This is a genomic window from Rossellomorea sp. RS05, from assembly GCF_039822645.1.
Lineage (GTDB): Bacteria > Bacillota > Bacilli > Bacillales > Bacillaceae_B > Rossellomorea > Rossellomorea marisflavi_B.
The window spans coordinates 1-14,412 of sequence record NZ_JBDKWY010000002.1; the positions used below are offsets into that span (position 1 = coordinate 1).

The 14,412-nt window shown below is 49.9% G+C and carries 17 protein-coding genes; 10 read left to right on the forward strand and 7 right to left on the reverse strand.

Going from position 1 to position 14,412, the window contains the following annotated elements; all coding sequences use genetic code 11:
* A partial coding sequence (locus tag ABJ225_RS07665; RefSeq protein ID WP_347319336.1) for a hypothetical protein occupies window positions 1–220 on the forward strand: 220 nt, incomplete at its 5' end.
* Between the two features lie 289 nt (window positions 221–509).
* Here ABJ225_RS07665 and ABJ225_RS07670 read toward each other — a convergent pair.
* Window positions 510–974 (reverse strand): hypothetical protein, encoded by a 465-nt coding sequence (locus ABJ225_RS07670; protein WP_218245509.1) that lies wholly within the window; start codon window positions 972–974, stop codon window positions 510–512.
* Between the two features lie 141 nt (window positions 975–1,115).
* On the opposite strand from ABJ225_RS07670, the gene ABJ225_RS07675 reads away from it, so the two are divergent.
* From ABJ225_RS07675 to ABJ225_RS07685, 3 genes are all read left to right on the forward strand, one after another.
* Window positions 1,116–1,619 (forward strand): class I SAM-dependent methyltransferase, encoded by a 504-nt coding sequence (locus ABJ225_RS07675; RefSeq protein WP_347319339.1) that lies wholly within the window; start codon window positions 1,116–1,118, stop codon window positions 1,617–1,619.
* Window positions 1,620–1,707: 88 nt separating this feature from the next.
* Window positions 1,708–2,391, forward strand: coding sequence for a response regulator transcription factor (locus ABJ225_RS07680; RefSeq protein ID WP_347319887.1), 684 nt, complete (start codon window positions 1,708–1,710; stop codon window positions 2,389–2,391).
* Complete coding sequence (locus ABJ225_RS07685; protein WP_347319341.1) at window positions 2,388–3,809, forward strand: sensor histidine kinase; 1,422 nt, start codon at window positions 2,388–2,390, stop codon at window positions 3,807–3,809. The genes ABJ225_RS07680 and ABJ225_RS07685 overlap by 4 nt, the downstream gene beginning before the upstream one ends.
* Window positions 3,810–3,879: 70 nt before the next feature.
* Here ABJ225_RS07685 and ABJ225_RS07690 read toward each other — a convergent pair whose 3' ends face one another.
* Both ABJ225_RS07690 and ABJ225_RS07695 read right to left on the reverse strand, forming a co-directional pair.
* Entirely contained in the window at window positions 3,880–4,386 is a 507-nt protein-coding gene (locus tag ABJ225_RS07690) for a GNAT family N-acetyltransferase (protein WP_347319343.1), read from the reverse strand.
* A gap of 31 nt (window positions 4,387–4,417) precedes the next feature.
* Window positions 4,418–5,245: a TrmB family transcriptional regulator gene (locus tag ABJ225_RS07695; protein ID WP_218245512.1), complete on the reverse strand. Its 828-nt coding sequence runs from the start codon at window positions 5,243–5,245 to the stop codon at window positions 4,418–4,420.
* 127 nt (window positions 5,246–5,372) lie between these two features.
* On the opposite strand from ABJ225_RS07695, the gene ABJ225_RS07700 reads away from it, so the two are divergent.
* The 6 genes from ABJ225_RS07700 to ABJ225_RS07725 all read left to right on the forward strand — a co-directional run bounded on the left by ABJ225_RS07700 (window position 5,373) and on the right by ABJ225_RS07725 (window position 10,413).
* Window positions 5,373–5,996 carry a homoserine/threonine efflux transporter gene (locus ABJ225_RS07700; RefSeq protein WP_218245513.1) on the forward strand — a complete coding sequence of 208 codons (624 nt, stop codon included), beginning with the start codon at window positions 5,373–5,375 and terminating at the stop codon, window positions 5,994–5,996.
* Between the two features lie 646 nt (window positions 5,997–6,642).
* Entirely contained in the window at window positions 6,643–7,449 is an 807-nt protein-coding gene (locus tag ABJ225_RS07705; protein WP_347319345.1) for a hypothetical protein, read from the forward strand.
* A 528-nt stretch (window positions 7,450–7,977) separates the two neighbouring features.
* The gene (locus ABJ225_RS07710; RefSeq protein ID WP_218245515.1) at window positions 7,978–8,679 is read left to right on the forward strand and encodes an ABC transporter permease subunit; all 702 of its coding nucleotides are present in this window, start codon (window positions 7,978–7,980) and stop codon (window positions 8,677–8,679) included.
* Window positions 8,676–9,683, forward strand: coding sequence for an ABC transporter permease subunit (locus ABJ225_RS07715; protein ID WP_218245516.1), 1,008 nt, complete (start codon window positions 8,676–8,678; stop codon window positions 9,681–9,683). Before ABJ225_RS07710 ends, ABJ225_RS07715 begins: the two co-directional genes overlap by 4 nt.
* Before the next feature lie 15 nt (window positions 9,684–9,698).
* Window positions 9,699–10,043 (forward strand): hypothetical protein, encoded by a 345-nt coding sequence (locus tag ABJ225_RS07720; protein ID WP_347319348.1) that lies wholly within the window; start codon window positions 9,699–9,701, stop codon window positions 10,041–10,043.
* Between the two features lie 58 nt (window positions 10,044–10,101).
* Window positions 10,102–10,413: a 2-acyl-glycerophospho-ethanolamine acyltransferase gene (locus tag ABJ225_RS07725; RefSeq protein ID WP_347319350.1), complete on the forward strand. Its 312-nt coding sequence runs from the start codon at window positions 10,102–10,104 to the stop codon at window positions 10,411–10,413.
* A 131-nt stretch (window positions 10,414–10,544) separates the two neighbouring features.
* Here ABJ225_RS07725 and ABJ225_RS07730 read toward each other — a convergent pair whose 3' ends face one another.
* The 4 genes from ABJ225_RS07730 to ABJ225_RS07745 all read right to left on the reverse strand — a co-directional run bounded on the left by ABJ225_RS07730 (window position 10,545) and on the right by ABJ225_RS07745 (window position 14,411).
* A complete protein-coding gene (locus ABJ225_RS07730) occupies window positions 10,545–11,411 on the reverse strand; it encodes a GNAT family N-acetyltransferase (protein ID WP_347319889.1) in 867 nt (288 codons plus the stop codon).
* A gap of 236 nt (window positions 11,412–11,647) precedes the next feature.
* Window positions 11,648–11,935 carry a hypothetical protein gene (locus tag ABJ225_RS07735; protein WP_347319352.1) on the reverse strand — a complete coding sequence of 96 codons (288 nt, stop codon included), beginning with the start codon at window positions 11,933–11,935 and terminating at the stop codon, window positions 11,648–11,650.
* A gap of 426 nt (window positions 11,936–12,361) precedes the next feature.
* Complete coding sequence (locus ABJ225_RS07740) at window positions 12,362–13,564, reverse strand: M20 family metallopeptidase (RefSeq protein ID WP_347319354.1); 1,203 nt, start codon at window positions 13,562–13,564, stop codon at window positions 12,362–12,364.
* A gap of 22 nt (window positions 13,565–13,586) precedes the next feature.
* Window positions 13,587–14,411: a MetQ/NlpA family ABC transporter substrate-binding protein gene (locus ABJ225_RS07745; RefSeq protein WP_079515067.1), complete on the reverse strand. Its 825-nt coding sequence runs from the start codon at window positions 14,409–14,411 to the stop codon at window positions 13,587–13,589.
* Window position 14,412: the final 1 nt, after the last annotated feature.

Here is a 14,412-nt window from a genome sequence, read left to right on the forward strand (position 1 = left end):
TTCGACGATCATCTTAGATCAGTCCATGCAGGAGCATAAGCTGGCCTCTGCGTTAAGGCGAGACCCAACGAAGGAATGTGAGCACATAGATGCCAGGAGATATGGGAGGGTGAGTCCCCTTAACAAGCAGAGATCAAAGGTGCCCATAAAAATTAAAAAGGGGGGATTTATCCAATCTCCTGACGCAACGCGTAGGCTCGATCCCCTTTATTTTGAATAAATGATAAATGAAGGAATGAAGAAAATCCGAAAGGATATTCAAAAAAATTTTTCACCTAAGAAAAGTGTGGGGAACACCCGTCATAATAACTTTTTCCGAGGGAGTCTTCGTCTTGCACTCCAATCAACCGCTAGAAACAATAAATTTAAAAACCCGAACTCATTTGTCCTATCGCAGGTAAATGAATTCGGGTTTTACTTTTGTCCCATCCTTTTTTGGTATACGATGTTTCTTTTAAGTGATTCGATGTCAAGTTCGGAGATGTCACCTGCAACATGTCTTGAAAGGGTCAATTATGCCCAAAGCCCCTGAATGTACACCAATCCCAACAGAAGGTGTACAGTACCGGTGGGAGGATCAGGCTTTTTAAAGCGTGAATCGGTTTAAATGCCCGGTTTTGTCCTTGAAGCCTGCGATCGATGAGGAAGAATAACAAGGAGGCTCCCAGTGAATAAGGGAGGAGTACGAGTCCGAATAGAAGATGGAGCACGCATGATAGGACTGTCTCATACCGATTGGTTGCTGAGCGGACCATGGATGCCAGCTTATCGCTGATCACCGAGGTGATGACACCGTAAATCAAGATGACGGGAAAGCTGTAGAGAAGATAAGCTGGCGTCGCAAGCGTAATGGATGAGGCATAGTCCCAGAAGGATGTGATGGGCTCTTCAAACGGATTCGGATTCACAAGAGCCAGGATGATGGCAAAGATCGGTCCTGAAATGCATGCGGACATGATTTTTCTTGGTAACATGGATGGCCTCCAACGGTTGATGATTTGAGTGTAGCATATCCAGGTAGTGGAAATCTTAACTTTCCTTAAGATTTCCCCATCCTTTTTCTTAAGGTCCGTCCGGTAGTCTGATGGAAACGAGTAGAGAAGGGCGAGGAATAGATGATGAGTGCGCTGCAGTTTGTTAAGGAGTATGTGAAACGGCCGAGGACGGTGGGGGCGGTGATGCCGAGTTCGAAGGTGCTTGCCCGTCAGATGGTGGAGGCGATTGCGTTTGATAAAGTGGAGAACATCGCGGAGTTCGGGCCGGGTACGGGTGTGTTCACGGAAGAGATCCTGCGGAGGAAGCGGGACGGGACCGTGCTGATGCTGATTGAGGAAAATCGTGAGTTCTGTGATCTCCTCCATGACCGGTACGGTGAGCGGGACGATGTGGTGGTGATTCACGGGTCGGCCGAGGATGTACGAGGGCATATGCAGGCGTATGGGATCGGACAATTGGATGCGATTGTGTCGGGGCTTCCCTTCGCAAGCTTGCCAAATGACGTGTCACACGCTATTTTAAGAGTAACCAATCAGGTGCTCGCGCCTGGAGGCGTGTTCGTCACGTTCCAGTACTCCATGATGAAAAAGGGCCTATTCCAGCAATATTTTGCAGGGATATAATGGCAGCGGGTGTGGTGGAATGTACCGCCTGCCTATGTGCTTGCCGCGAGACCGATGAAATGATGAAGAGAAAAGAGTGGACCATATGATCGGAACAAACATCCTGATCGTTGATGATGAAGCCGATATCCGGAACATGATCTCGATTTATTTGAAAAATGAAGGGTACGGGGTGCTGGAAGCGGCTGATGCCCACGAAGCATTCGGCGTGCTCGAGGAGAGCCCTGTCGACCTTATCATCCTGGATGTCATGATGCCGGGGATGAGCGGGGTGGAGGCGTGCATGACGATCCGGCAGTCGTATGATATGCCGATTATCTTCCTGTCGGCGAAGAGCGAGGACCTCGATAAGATCCATGGCCTCGCGAGCGGTGCGGAGGATTATGTGACCAAGCCGTTCAATCCCCTCGAGCTCATGGCCCGCGTGAAATCCCAGCTCCGCCGCTACAAGATGACTTCCGGGAACAGCGAACCTTCCCATCTTCTTGAAAAAGGGGATCTCACCGTCAATGAGCGGACGAATGAAGTGACCGTCGGAGGGCGTGAGGTACGTCTCACACCGAAGGAATTCCATATCCTTTCCTTGTTGCTGCGTAATCAGGCACAGGTCTTCAGCATCGAGCAGATCTATGAAGCGGTGTGGAAGGAACCGTTCTTTAAATCCGACAGCACGGTGATGGTGCATATCACCAATATCCGCGACAAGATCGAGGAGAATCCGAAGAAGCCTTTCTACGTGAAGACGGTGTGGGGCGTGGGGTATAAGGCATGAGGTTCCTGCCCCGTAAACTGAACCTGAATGTGCGGCTCATCCTGATCTTCATCGCCTGCCTGGCCGCGGCGACGATCACGTTTTTCTTCACGGTGTTCTATTTCACCCCGTTTGAAGACTACAGGAAACAAGAAAAGCTCAATGATCAGGTGAAAGAAAGACTGGACGATTGGAAGGAATCAATGGAAGCCGGGAATGTGAGCCTTGCTGATCGGGACGGAATAGAAGATGCCCTCGGTACGGTGAAGGGTCAGCATGAAAAGGAGTGGGGATTCCTTGTGACCGATGCCGAGGGGAATGTGGCGTACCGGGCAGGGAATCTTTACAGCGACGACCTGTCGAAGCTCCTTGAAGAGAAATTGAGTAACGGCGCGACCCATGAAACCGATGTGATGCAGGCCCCGTTCATTACCATGGTCTCTTTCCCCGAGGGGTTGGGGTATGTGGTCATTGAAGCACCGCTGTTGGTCAAGGTGGTCAATCCGACGACCTACAATCAACAACTCATCCAGCTCATCCTTGCCTTTGCCCTGGCCGTCGTCGTCTTCCTGATCCTGTTCGTCCTCTTCATGAGACCGGTGACACGCTACATCGAGCAGATCGAATCGGGCATCGGACGGATCGTGGATCATGACTGGACGTATGAGATTCCGGTGAAAGGGCGTGATGAGCTGTCCTCCTTAGCGGCGAACATCAACTGGATGACGGATCAGCTCCGGCTCCGGTTCGAGAGGGAAAGGGAGCTCGAGCAGTCGAAAAGTGAGCTTATCACGAATCTGTCCCATGATCTCCGGACGCCGCTTACGTCGATCATCGGCTATCTGCAGCTGGCAAAAGACCAGAAGTCACCGGGAGATAAGGGGTATGTGGACACCACCTACCGCCTGTCACTCAAGCTGAAGGGGCTCATGGACGAGCTGTTCGAGTATACGAAGCTCACCCATCATCAGGTCGAGCTCCAGACCGATTGGGTCGACTTTGCCGCCTTGCTCCACCAGCTCGTTGGTGAGTACACCCCGATCCTCGAAGGGAAGGGTCTTCGTGTTGAGATGGAGGTGCCGGAAGAACCCGTCCTCGTCACCGTGGATATCGAGAAGATGATCCGCGTGTTCGATAACCTCCTTTCCAACGTAGAGAAGTACAGCCTGGAAGGGACGATCAATCTCAGGATGAGAGTGGAAGGGGACCGGGTGCTCACCAGTCTCTCGAATCCATCCGACCCTGTGGATCCTGAAGAACTGCACCGGCTCTTCGACCAGTTCTACCGACTCGACGAAGCCCGCTCCACCAAGATCGCTGGTTCCGGACTTGGCCTTGCGATTGCCAAGCGCATTGTTGAGCTTCATGACGGGGAGATCTGGGCAGAGAGTGGGGAAGGTGAGCTGACTGTGTGGGTGGCGCTGCCGGTTGAAGGCTAGAAAGAGTAAGGCGATGCTTCCGTGTGGGAGGCATCGCCTTTTTTGATTATTTAATTTGAGTCAAGCTTGCTCAGATCCCACGACAGTACAGGTTCGACACAAACGGTTCATCCTCCCCATTCGAGTAGCTCTCCTGCTCATGCTGAAAAACGAAGCCCCTCGCTTCATAGAAAGGGATCCCTTTTTGATTCCCTCTCGACACCGATACCCATTGTTCAGTGGCGCCTTTTTCGCGCTGGACCCGGGTAAGGGCTTCAAGGAGGAGCGTGCCGATTCCTTCTCCCCGCCGGTCCGGGTCAAGATAAAGGACGAACACTTCGCCCTGATATGCGCCGGTCATACCGCCGCCGATTGCGCCGAGGACGGTACCATCCTTGAGGGCCACATACCACCCGTCCCAGCCGCCACCTCCATCGGTGATTTCACTGCTAATCCGGTCGGGATGATAAAATTCTTCGATGATACGCTCGATATACGATTTAGGATATCTTTCCCCGTAGGTCGAACGGTAGCCGCGGGAACATACATCGGAAATCCCCTCCACGTGTTGAAGGGCCGCTCTTTCTATTAGGATCATCTCTTTCCCTCTATTCGTTTATGGAATGATCTCACTTTAAATAATGCTTCTTAAAATCAGGATGAATCGAAAATTTCCGCCTCAGATTCACGAGGTTCTTTCCAAACGTTTTCTCCAGCTCATCCCGGTGTTCCTTCATGATCTCCATGAGATAGAGGTCGTGGATCATGACCTCCGTGATGGGCATGACCAGTCCGACGTGCCTTGTCCAGGCAGCGCGGCTGTCGGTCCCGAGGGAGACGATGCCCGCCACCACTTCCACATCGTCGGCGCTGATGACGATCCAGTTGCCGCCGTATTCCTCCTTGATGGCAGAGCCCATGTAGTGGAGATGAACGTGGGCAAAGTCGGAGGAAATATCCCCATAGGCGATGATGGTGACGTTGACCCCGCGGAGGGCCGCTTGTTTCAGCTCCTCTTCCACCTCCTCATATTCCTCTTCCATGACTTCAAGAAGAATCCTCGTTTTTGCGGTGGCAATGCAGTTTTTCACTTTGTCGATGATTTCATTCCGGCCTGTGATGTTCCAAATGTTTTCCCGATCATGGGAGGATTGTTCAAACTCCGCGAGTGACTTCTCGGCCAGCTTGAAGTGATCATTCGCTTCCCTGCGCCGATTTTTGATGAGTTCTTTCGCCGGGATCGGGGTGTACTGAGGGGTGGTGCCCGGACTGACGAGAATATCTCCTCTTCCCGCAAGGTGATCCAAGGTTTCGTAGATTCTCGACCGTGGGACCCCGGATTTTTTCGCTACGGCATAGCCCGTAAGAGGGGATTCTTCCAGGAGTGCCAGATAGGCTTTGGCTTCGTATTCGGTGAAATGCAGCTTGGTCAGTGTGTTTAAAAGGGTATCGCTCATAGATCCTCCGTATGCGTGGGTTTATTTCTGTTAGTGTATCAAAATAGATTGATTATTTCTAATCGATTCTGGTATTCTTTTTAGTAGTTACTGTAGTAACCACTATTATCATGTGAGGAGAGGACACATGGACAACTTGCTTGCTTACATACCTGTCGCTACGCTTATGGTCGTCATTCCCGGCGCAGACACCATGCTTCTCATGAAGAACACTTTGAGTTACGGACCGAAAGCGGGACGCTTTACGGTTCTCGGCATGCTCTCGGGCCTTTCGTTCTGGACGGGCATTGCCATACTCGGATTATCCGTCGTGATTGCCAAATCTGTGGTGTTGTTTACCACGATCAAATACCTCGGTGCTGCTTACTTGATCTACCTTGGAATTAAAAGCCTGATTTCGAAACAGACCCTTGCTGTGGATCAAATGGAACCCTCGGCGGACGTACCCGTCGACCGCCGCTATCATAAAAAGTCCTTCATGCAGGCCATGCTCAGCAATGTGCTGAATCCAAAGACCGTCATCGTGTATATCACCATCATGCCGCAGTTCATCAACTTGAACGGTCATGTCAACCAGCAGTTGATCATCCTGGCCTCGATCCTGACGGGACTGGCAGCCGCCTGGTTCCTGATCCTGGTGTATGTAGTGGACTATGCGAAGAAATGGTTGAATGATAAAAAACATCAACAAATGTTCCAACGAGTGGCGGGGATCCTCCTCGTCGGATTCGGAATCAAAACCGGTATATGAAAGAAGAGCTACCCATCATGTTGAGTGGGTAGCTCTTTTAGTTACTAGTTGGACCATCTGCGATCGTATTTTCGTGAAGATTAGAGTCCTTTTAGAGTCCTTTTTTTATTCTGGAAATCAATTTATGAGAACCTAAGATATAGATGAACATGATTAATAAAGGGATTATACTTGGGAAAATTTCTACCCCGTCTTCTTTAATATTTACAACGTATAAGTAAGAGAGGTTATACGTATCTGCAAAGGAGCTCAACTGAATAAATCCCAAGTAAAATCCAACAAATGATAAAAAGTATAATAAGAAAACCTTGATCGTTAAATTCATAAATGATACACCCCCTTATGTAGTCTGAAGATTGTAATGTCACCATAGTTACAATTACCTTTTGTGTTATCTACCCGTTTGCTGAGTAAGTCTTTTTTATATAATACCATAAAAAGTAAATTACTCCTTGCTGTAAATTAGTATTCATTCATTAGGGAAAGATGATGAAATGACTGGCTTAGCTCGCATTTCCGTGCCGATCACGTTCTACTTCATGAGGTATTCCTGGTTCATATTTAGATCCTTTATCATCCAAAAATGAGAATACTAGGTGGGGGAGAAATAGTATACTTGAAACTAGACAGGGATTGGAGGGAAAGGATGAAACGGATCATCATAGGGCTGATCGGGGGACTGGTCTTTTTGGCTTCATCCGTCACAATCGGCTTGATCGTAAGGGAATACATAACTGATGAAAGAAGTAAGGACCGATACAAGATCGAACCGTTGACGTTTGATGAGAGGGAAGGAAATACATCGATTGAACGATTGTACGAGGTGGTGGACTCGCCACCGTATCGCGAAATTCCCGGCGTGACCGTTACCCATGTCTTCTCTACAGGGGAAGGAGATGACATCCGCACGGCTACCTACTCCGATTATGTGTCGGCCATGAACGATGGAGGTGCGACGGGATACGAACGGACCTACGCAGTGGAGGGGAATACATTGTCTCTCAAGGAAGAATTCGACTCTGATCAGGTGATTTTGACGGTGAATGGGGAGTTCGTCAGCTCGTTTCCCAAAAGGATCCACCTGGAGGATTCAGTCGATATGCGCTACGGAAACCTGGGACTGGTCCGAAAGACGGACCCGGACAGTGGAACGGGGGAAACGATAATGGTGGAGCAGCGTGGACCCGAGTCATGGGAAGTATTCACCGTTGATCCTGAAGGGGCCGTAGTGCGGGAGAGCATCCCGTCCATAAAAGAATTGCGTCGTGATCCCGAGACAGTGCGGGTCATCAATCATTCCGGTGCCCACCGTGAATCGATCGGATACCATACGCAGCTGAGCGAGGGGCTTCCGGCATTCAGCTTTCCGGTTTTCTTCCCTTATGTGACGTTTGTGGTATCTGGCGGGATGGTGTATGGGTTGGTTAGGAAAAGGACAGTGTGGACCAGCTAGTTTTCGCATTAAGTTCATTACGATTGTGGGGAGAAATAATTGGAAAAGATACTTGTGGCGGTTGTCATAGTCCTATTACTTTATTTAGCCGGGAACGCATTTTATATCGTCTTCAAGACGTATCAAGAGGATGATGAAATTCATCACCCCACATTGGAAATCTTGCCTGTTCATTGGATCATGGATTTTCTATTGTTCATCTCAAAAAAGATCGCTCCTGCTCCATACTTTGTCACCCTATTTAAAACGCTCTCGTTCCTATATGGGCTGCTTATAGTGGGGTTTATCATTCTTATTTTGCTTGTTTTCTTTTTTTAGTACAATCATTTATGGGATTTTATGTTAAAATAAGAAGAAAAAGGGGGTGTCTTCATCCGATTCCTCACCAAAACAGCCATCATTCTCATCTCCATCATCCTTCTCGGCGCCTTCATCACGCTCTTCCAGGGAGGCATCGATCTCAGTCTATCCACCTATTGGAGCAGCCTCAAAGGGTTGGTCGCTTCACTGGTTCAACCAGGTTCCATCATGTATTCCACGGGTGACTACAATACGGGCAGCCAGTACCCGTTGTTTCCATACTTCTTTGAGTTCTACGGCTATTCGATCTCCGTCCTTTTCTTGGGCTTCATCCTGGCCCTTATCATCGCGGTTTCCCTCATCATGATCACGTTTCAATTATCGGTGAAAAAACGCACGGCGCTTATGAAGCTGTCCACCATTCTGGAGGCGGTGCCCGACCTGTTCGTCATCGCCATGGCCCAGCTGTTCATCATTTTCCTGTTCAAGCAGACGGGGATTCTGTTCTTTGATGTTGTCGGCGCCTATGAACGTCCGTTCATCCTGCCGCTCATCACCTATACGATCCTTCCGACCATCTTCCTGTACCGGACGCTGACGCTCCTATTCGATGAAGAGCTGCGGAAGCCCTATGTGGAGCTTGCGAGGGGGAAGGGGCTGACGGGTTTTCGGGTGCTATTCGTCCATGTGTTCCGGAATGGGCTGATGGGTCTTCTCCATCATTCCAAGATGATCCTGACGTTCATGCTCTCAAACCTCATCATGCTGGAGATCATCTTCAATACGAGGGGAATCACCTGGTTCGTCTATTATCATCCAACCCCGGAAATCGCCACCGTCAGCATCCTGCTCCTTGCCATTCCTATCCTTCTCTTTGAGCAGGGCATGAATAAGCTGAAATCAAGCATCGTCGGAGGTGAAGGGCAGTGAAGGCATTCAAAAACCTCTCGTTTGTGATCGGCTTTTCGTTCATTGCCCTCATACTGGGAGGGAGCCTCGTTTACGGGTGGGTGTACGGTGATGCCATCCCTGTCGTTCCGTTGAAGTCCGGAGCGGAAGGGGCGATGAAACCACCCTATGGACCGATGGACCACCTCCCGTTCGGTACCAACGCCCTGGGGCAAAGCATGTTCCTCGTGATGTTGGTCGGGGCGAAATTCACCCTGGGGATCGCCTTCCTGGTGGCGTTTCTGCGCTTTGTCCTGTCTGCCTTCATCGGGACCGTGATGACCCTGTACGTTCCGAAGTTCACCGCGTGGATCCGTCCGTTCCTGCAAACCTTCTATTATTATCCGATCACCCTCCTGGCCTTCATGATGCTGTATTGGGTGCTGTTTGAGGACGGACTCATGGGGGGAGAATTCAGCTACTCCTTCAGTGCACGGGTGCTGATCGAACTCGCCGTCCTCACCCTGGCAGCCGTCCCGATTTCCACCCTCATCGTGTCCAATGAAGTGAAGGACATCATGAAGCAGGAGTTCATGGAAAGCGTCCAGGTTCTCGGTGGGAATAGGCGACACATCCTGCGGAAGCATCTTCTTCCGTTCCTGAAGCCGCGGTTCGTCGTCCTCTTTTTGAGGGAAGCAATCCAAGTGCTGATCCTCCTTTCCCACCTCGGTATCCTCGGCATCTTCTTTGGAGGAGGGGCACTGATGGAAGACCTATTCGGGAATCCTGCCATGGCTTCCCTCTCAAACGAATGGTCGGGCCTCATCGGAAAGGATTTTAAGTACCTATTTACGACCTATACATGGATCCCCTTCATTCCCATCCTTTTTCTCACGCTCGCCATCATCGCCCTCAAGCTCATGGTGGAAGGATATCAGGAGACGCATGGGGGAGTAGGGGTGAAAAGGAAAGAAGCTCCCGCTACAGAAGATAGCCGCTTGGACGGAAAAGAAGATTTTGAACGGGTTGATCGAAAAATTGGATAAAGGGGGAAGTGTTGTATGAAAAAAATATCATTCCTGATCGTCGGCGTCATCCTGATTCTAATGGGGTGCGGAAACAAAGGAGCCGAAGCCATCGACAGTACGGATGCCGAATTTATTGCTATCGTCCAACTTGAGCAGGACCTGCACATCTACAATGAAACCGCCAGTGAACCGATCAACATCAACGACCTCGAGCTCCTCTCGAACGACACGGTCTTCAGCAGCACCTCAAAAGCATGGGAAGTGTCGTTCAACTACAAAGATGGTCTCACCAACAAGAATGTCGCCACCAACGCCGTGGCCCAGTACAGTGTGGATCCGTCCGGTGAAATCATGGCGACGACGCATTCGTTTGAATAGGGAGGAGACAGCCGGAGATGTAACACTGAGGCATCGGTTAGCCTAGGGAGTGTGTTAAATGAAAAGGAATGATCTGAAGATGTTCACTCACATCTCATCCTATATTGCACTACCTATGATGATTGTTCTGCCACTGTTCCTCATTTCAACCATTTCCGGCGACCATGTCGTTCCAATTATACGCCCGTTATTACTACTTACTTTTCTTCTTTCGGTGTTCGGCATACCACTGAGTATCGTCTCCATGTTCAGTAAAGAACATTTAGCAAAAAGAATGATTGTTTTAGTGATAAATGGATCGCCGCTCGGTATTCTTGTTTACGGTCTAATGATGGAATTCATCGATGATTTTCTTAGAACTGCACCTTGATAGGAAATATTCAAAGAATAGCTCCATTCATATGAATGAAGCTATTCTTTTTTTGATATTCATTTTACTCAACTGCAATTTCAAGTTTGGCGATAGGGAACGGAACCTTTTACGGGGATTGGCTGTCTTTTTTATAGTAGAGAATGGCGCTTATACACGTCGAGCAGTTCTTCTACCGAGATTCCGTCTATGGTCATTCCTGATATATCACTGCCTGTAATTTGTACGTTTTTTAGATTGCTGTTCTTGATGGTCGTACCTTGTAGTTCACAGCGTTCGAACGAAAGAGGGTCCTGCTTTTCTCCGAGACTGGTATCCATAAAACGGACGCCCCCCATCGTGACCAGCCTCATGCTACTGTAGGAAAGATTCAGGTCGGCGTAAGAGGCATGGGTGAGATTGATATTCTTGAAGGTAGAATCACGGAGGTTGCAATTGCTGAAGTGCGTATTCATTAAATTGCTGTTGCAGAAGGAACTTCCCTGTAGTGTGACTTGATAGTGGTCCGTGTGTTCCATCCTACAGTCCTCATATTGGGTAAGGGATAGATCTTGCTGTTCCACGACGTTCCCGGCGGGGGATTGGCGCTTAATTCTCTTAATATAGCTATACTCGTCTTCTGTCTGAAACACAGCTTGATATCCCATCTTTTCGTAAAAATGATGGTTGTTCACTTGCCTGCTGGACGTCTCGAGATCCCACGTCCTCACGTCAGGGAATGCCTCTTCGATGAGACGGATGACCGTTGACCCGATGTTTTGTCCCTGCACGTCGGGATCGACAAATATGCGGTCGATCCTGCCGAAGGAGCTCCCCGTCAGAGTAAGAATTATCCCGCCCACTACTACATCATGAGCAATAATCTTGAAATAGACCAATTCTTCGATCATATAGTTCGTCATCTCGACCGAAGAATATCCAGGGGGCTGAATATTGTAATCGACGGTAGAGTCATCAGACAGCCATCTCCGTGCTTCTTCATCAAAGGTTTTTTTCATGATATCGGTCAGCTTCTCAGCATCGGACCTTTCGGCTTTTTGGATGGTAATCAATTTCCATCACTCCTTTTACTATTAATCCCAATAATGAAACACGACCTCCCCAACGTTCTTTGGTTTCCAATAGGAAATCTGCGCCCGTTCTGCCCGGTTGAGGTGTTGAATCATCGGCGGTTCGATGGGTGTGTTCAGTTCATCAGCCTCCAACACGCTGTAGTACGGGGAAAACGCTTCTCTTAACAACATTCTGTCGACGAAGGAGATCCCCCGAACCCGATAGCATCGGCCATTGCAAGATAGGGGTAATGGTCATTGAGCAGCACAAAGAGCTCATCTCCATTCCATTTGATCCGGCAATAGGCGAAATTCGTTGAAACATCGGCTGATTCGAATGTCAGTACCTGCCCACCCGATTCAGCCGCGATGCCGTAGCAAAGCTTTTGAAATAGGGAGAGATCCGTCAGGGGAGGTTCTCCAGACTGCGAATCGAAAAATCCTGTGACGCCGGTGGGAAGGATGATCATCGTTCAGGCTCCTTTCACTTCCCTCTTATTCTACCAGAAAATGGGGCATGGGAAGTTGGTGATAAAGCGTGAAAGTCGGTAATAAAAGAATAGAGTTGAAAATAAACAGGCTGAGTTGTCGATAAAAATTCTCCTCCAAAAAAAGTTGGTAATTAAATCTCGAAAGTTGGAAGTAAAAGTTGAAAAGTTGATAGTAAAAATTCAAAAGTCGGTAGAAAAACGGGGAGGTAGCTGTTTGGTGGAAAATAAAGGGTGTGATTTAAGCTCAAAACCCTCCATTTCAAACCTATAAAGCCACATCTACCCCAAACTAAAAGTGATCTCACATACAAAAATGCCCCGATCCCCTCCAATCCACTAGCCCATCACCCCCAACCCAACAAAAAAAGAGCCCCCATGACCAACCAAGGGGACTCCCACAGAACTTCAGCTCTCTAATGCTTTTCTTCTAGTAAACTCTTCTTTGATTTCAGCGAGCACGTCGCTGTCTGTGACCAGTCGCAAGGCCGTGAGTGCCAGGCCTTTCGCTCCGAGGATCAGTGCTTCATCCCCCTTGGGTGATTTGGCTGCTTCGCGGAACTCATCCGTATGGGCGACGAGGCTTTCCGGTCCGATCTGGATATATGGGTGGATCGTCGGGACGACCTGGCTGATGTTGCCGGCATCGGTGGAGCCGAGTCCGTTTCGCTCTTCGGTTGAAACATACTCGCCCAGTCGTTCAAGCTCTTCTTTAAAGACCGTATCATACGCCCGGTTCAACACAAGATTATCCACTTCATTCTGGAAGGCAATGACGTTCAGCTTCGCCCCCGTTGCCAGGGCGGAGCCTTCTGCGATCGCCTTCACGCGTGCGGTCACTTCGCTGCAGGTCTTGCGGGTCGCCGCGCGGATGAAGAAGCGGGCCTTGGCGTATTCCGGTACGATGTTCGGCGCGTCGCCTCCGTGGGTGATGATGCCGTGGATGCGGACGTCGTCGGTTACGTGCTGGCGAAGGGCGTTGATCCCGTTGAACAGGCCGATGACCGCATCGAGTGCGTTGATGCCGTGATGGGGAGACCCCGCCGCATGGGCCGGTTTCCCAATGTATTCAAAGTCCAGGGGATCGACGGCGAGGGAGTTCGATGTGATCCGGGTTGAGTTAGCCGGATGCACCATGAGGGCGGCGTCGATCCCCTCAAGGAGTCCGTGCTTGACGAAGCTTCCCTTGGCGCTTCCATTGGGGCCGCCTTCCTCGGCGGGTGTCCCGAAAACGACGACTTCTCCGCCGGTTTCGTCGATTACCTTGCTGAGGGTGATGGCCGCCGATACGCTCGTCGTGCCGATGATGTTGTGTCCGCAGGCGTGACCGAGGCCGGGAAGGGCATCGTATTCGGCGAGGAACGCGATTGCCGGGCCGGGTTTATCCGATTTCCGGCGGGCAAGGAGGGCGGTCTCATGTCCCGCCACCCCGCGTTCCACCGTGAATCCTTCCGACTCCAGAAGCTCGGCGTGGGTCTTCGAGGCAAAGAATTCCTCGTTGCCGATCTCAGGACGGTCGTGGATCGAATGACTGATTTCGATGTACTTTTCCTTATTTTCCTCAAGGTTCGCGATGATCTGATCTCTCAATGTGTCAACGACGGTACTCATTTCCATTCCTCCTCTGGGTTGTTTATTCTCCGATCTTGCTCAGTGGGACGAAGGTCGGGATCGTGCTTCCGTTGTATTCTTTTTCAATGAAGTCGGCTGTGTCTTCTTCCTGGTAGAGCTCGACGATTTTCTTGAGTGTTTTGTTGTCCTTGTCTTCTGTACGTGCGGCGATGATGTTGATGTAAGGTGTAGCCGTGTCATCTTCGTGGAAGATGGAATCCTTCACGGGGTTGAATCCGGCGTCGACGGCGATACCATTGTTGATGATGGATGCAGCGACATCAGGCAGGACGCGCGGTGTTTGGCCGGCTACGACCGGAACGATCTCGATGTTCTTCGGATTCTTTTTGATTTTATCCAGTGAGCCGTTTCCGTCGAAGTCTTCAGGCAGCTCGATGAGGCCTGCTTCTTGAAGGAGGAGGAAGGCTCTTCCCATGTTGGTCGCTTCGTTCGGGACAGCAATCTTGGCGCCATCCGGGATGTCATCTACTGATTTATATTTCTCAGAGTAAAGGCCGAGCGGAGCGATGACCGTGGTACCCACCGGTGTGAGATCGAGGTCATGCTCTTTCTTGAATTCGTTGAAATAAGAGATTGTTTGGAATGCGTTGGCATCAAGCTCGCCTTCTTCAAGGGCCAGGTTCGGCTGGACATAATCGGAGAAGCGGACGATCTCGATGTCGATGCCTTCTTTCTTTGCTTTCTTCGCGACGAAGTCCCAGATGCGGTTATCGGAACCGCTGACTCCGATCTTGACCTTCGTTTCGTCTTTGCTGGCGCTTGAGCTACAGCCTGCAGCGAACCCGCCGATTAGTAGAATGAGTGATAGAATGATCCATTTCTTCATG

Coding starts and splice junctions, on each gene's coding strand:
- ABJ225_RS07670 (WP_218245509.1), bottom strand. CDS start 974: ATGTTACCAAGAAAAATCATGTCCGCATGCATTTCAGGACCGATCTTT.
- ABJ225_RS07675 (WP_347319339.1), top strand. CDS start 1,116: ATGATGAGTGCGCTGCAGTTTGTTAAGGAGTATGTGAAACGGCCGAGG.
- ABJ225_RS07685 (WP_347319341.1), top strand. CDS start 2,388: ATGAGGTTCCTGCCCCGTAAACTGAACCTGAATGTGCGGCTCATCCTG.
- ABJ225_RS07690 (WP_347319343.1), bottom strand. CDS start 4,386: ATGATCCTAATAGAAAGAGCGGCCCTTCAACACGTGGAGGGGATTTCC.
- ABJ225_RS07695 (WP_218245512.1), bottom strand. CDS start 5,245: ATGAGCGATACCCTTTTAAACACACTGACCAAGCTGCATTTCACCGAA.
- ABJ225_RS07700 (WP_218245513.1), top strand. CDS start 5,373: ATGGACAACTTGCTTGCTTACATACCTGTCGCTACGCTTATGGTCGTC.
- ABJ225_RS07705 (WP_347319345.1), top strand. CDS start 6,643: ATGAAACGGATCATCATAGGGCTGATCGGGGGACTGGTCTTTTTGGCT.
- ABJ225_RS07710 (WP_218245515.1), top strand. CDS start 7,978: ATGTATTCCACGGGTGACTACAATACGGGCAGCCAGTACCCGTTGTTT.
- ABJ225_RS07720 (WP_347319348.1), top strand. CDS start 9,699: ATGAAAAAAATATCATTCCTGATCGTCGGCGTCATCCTGATTCTAATG.
- ABJ225_RS07725 (WP_347319350.1), top strand. CDS start 10,102: ATGAAAAGGAATGATCTGAAGATGTTCACTCACATCTCATCCTATATT.
- ABJ225_RS07730 (WP_347319889.1), bottom strand. CDS start 11,411: ATGAAAAAAACCTTTGATGAAGAAGCACGGAGATGGCTGTCTGATGAC.
- ABJ225_RS07735 (WP_347319352.1), bottom strand. CDS start 11,935: ATGATCATCCTTCCCACCGGCGTCACAGGATTTTTCGATTCGCAGTCT.
- ABJ225_RS07740 (WP_347319354.1), bottom strand. CDS start 13,564: ATGAGTACCGTCGTTGACACATTGAGAGATCAGATCATCGCGAACCTT.
- ABJ225_RS07745 (WP_079515067.1), bottom strand. CDS start 14,411: ATGAAGAAATGGATCATTCTATCACTCATTCTACTAATCGGCGGGTTC.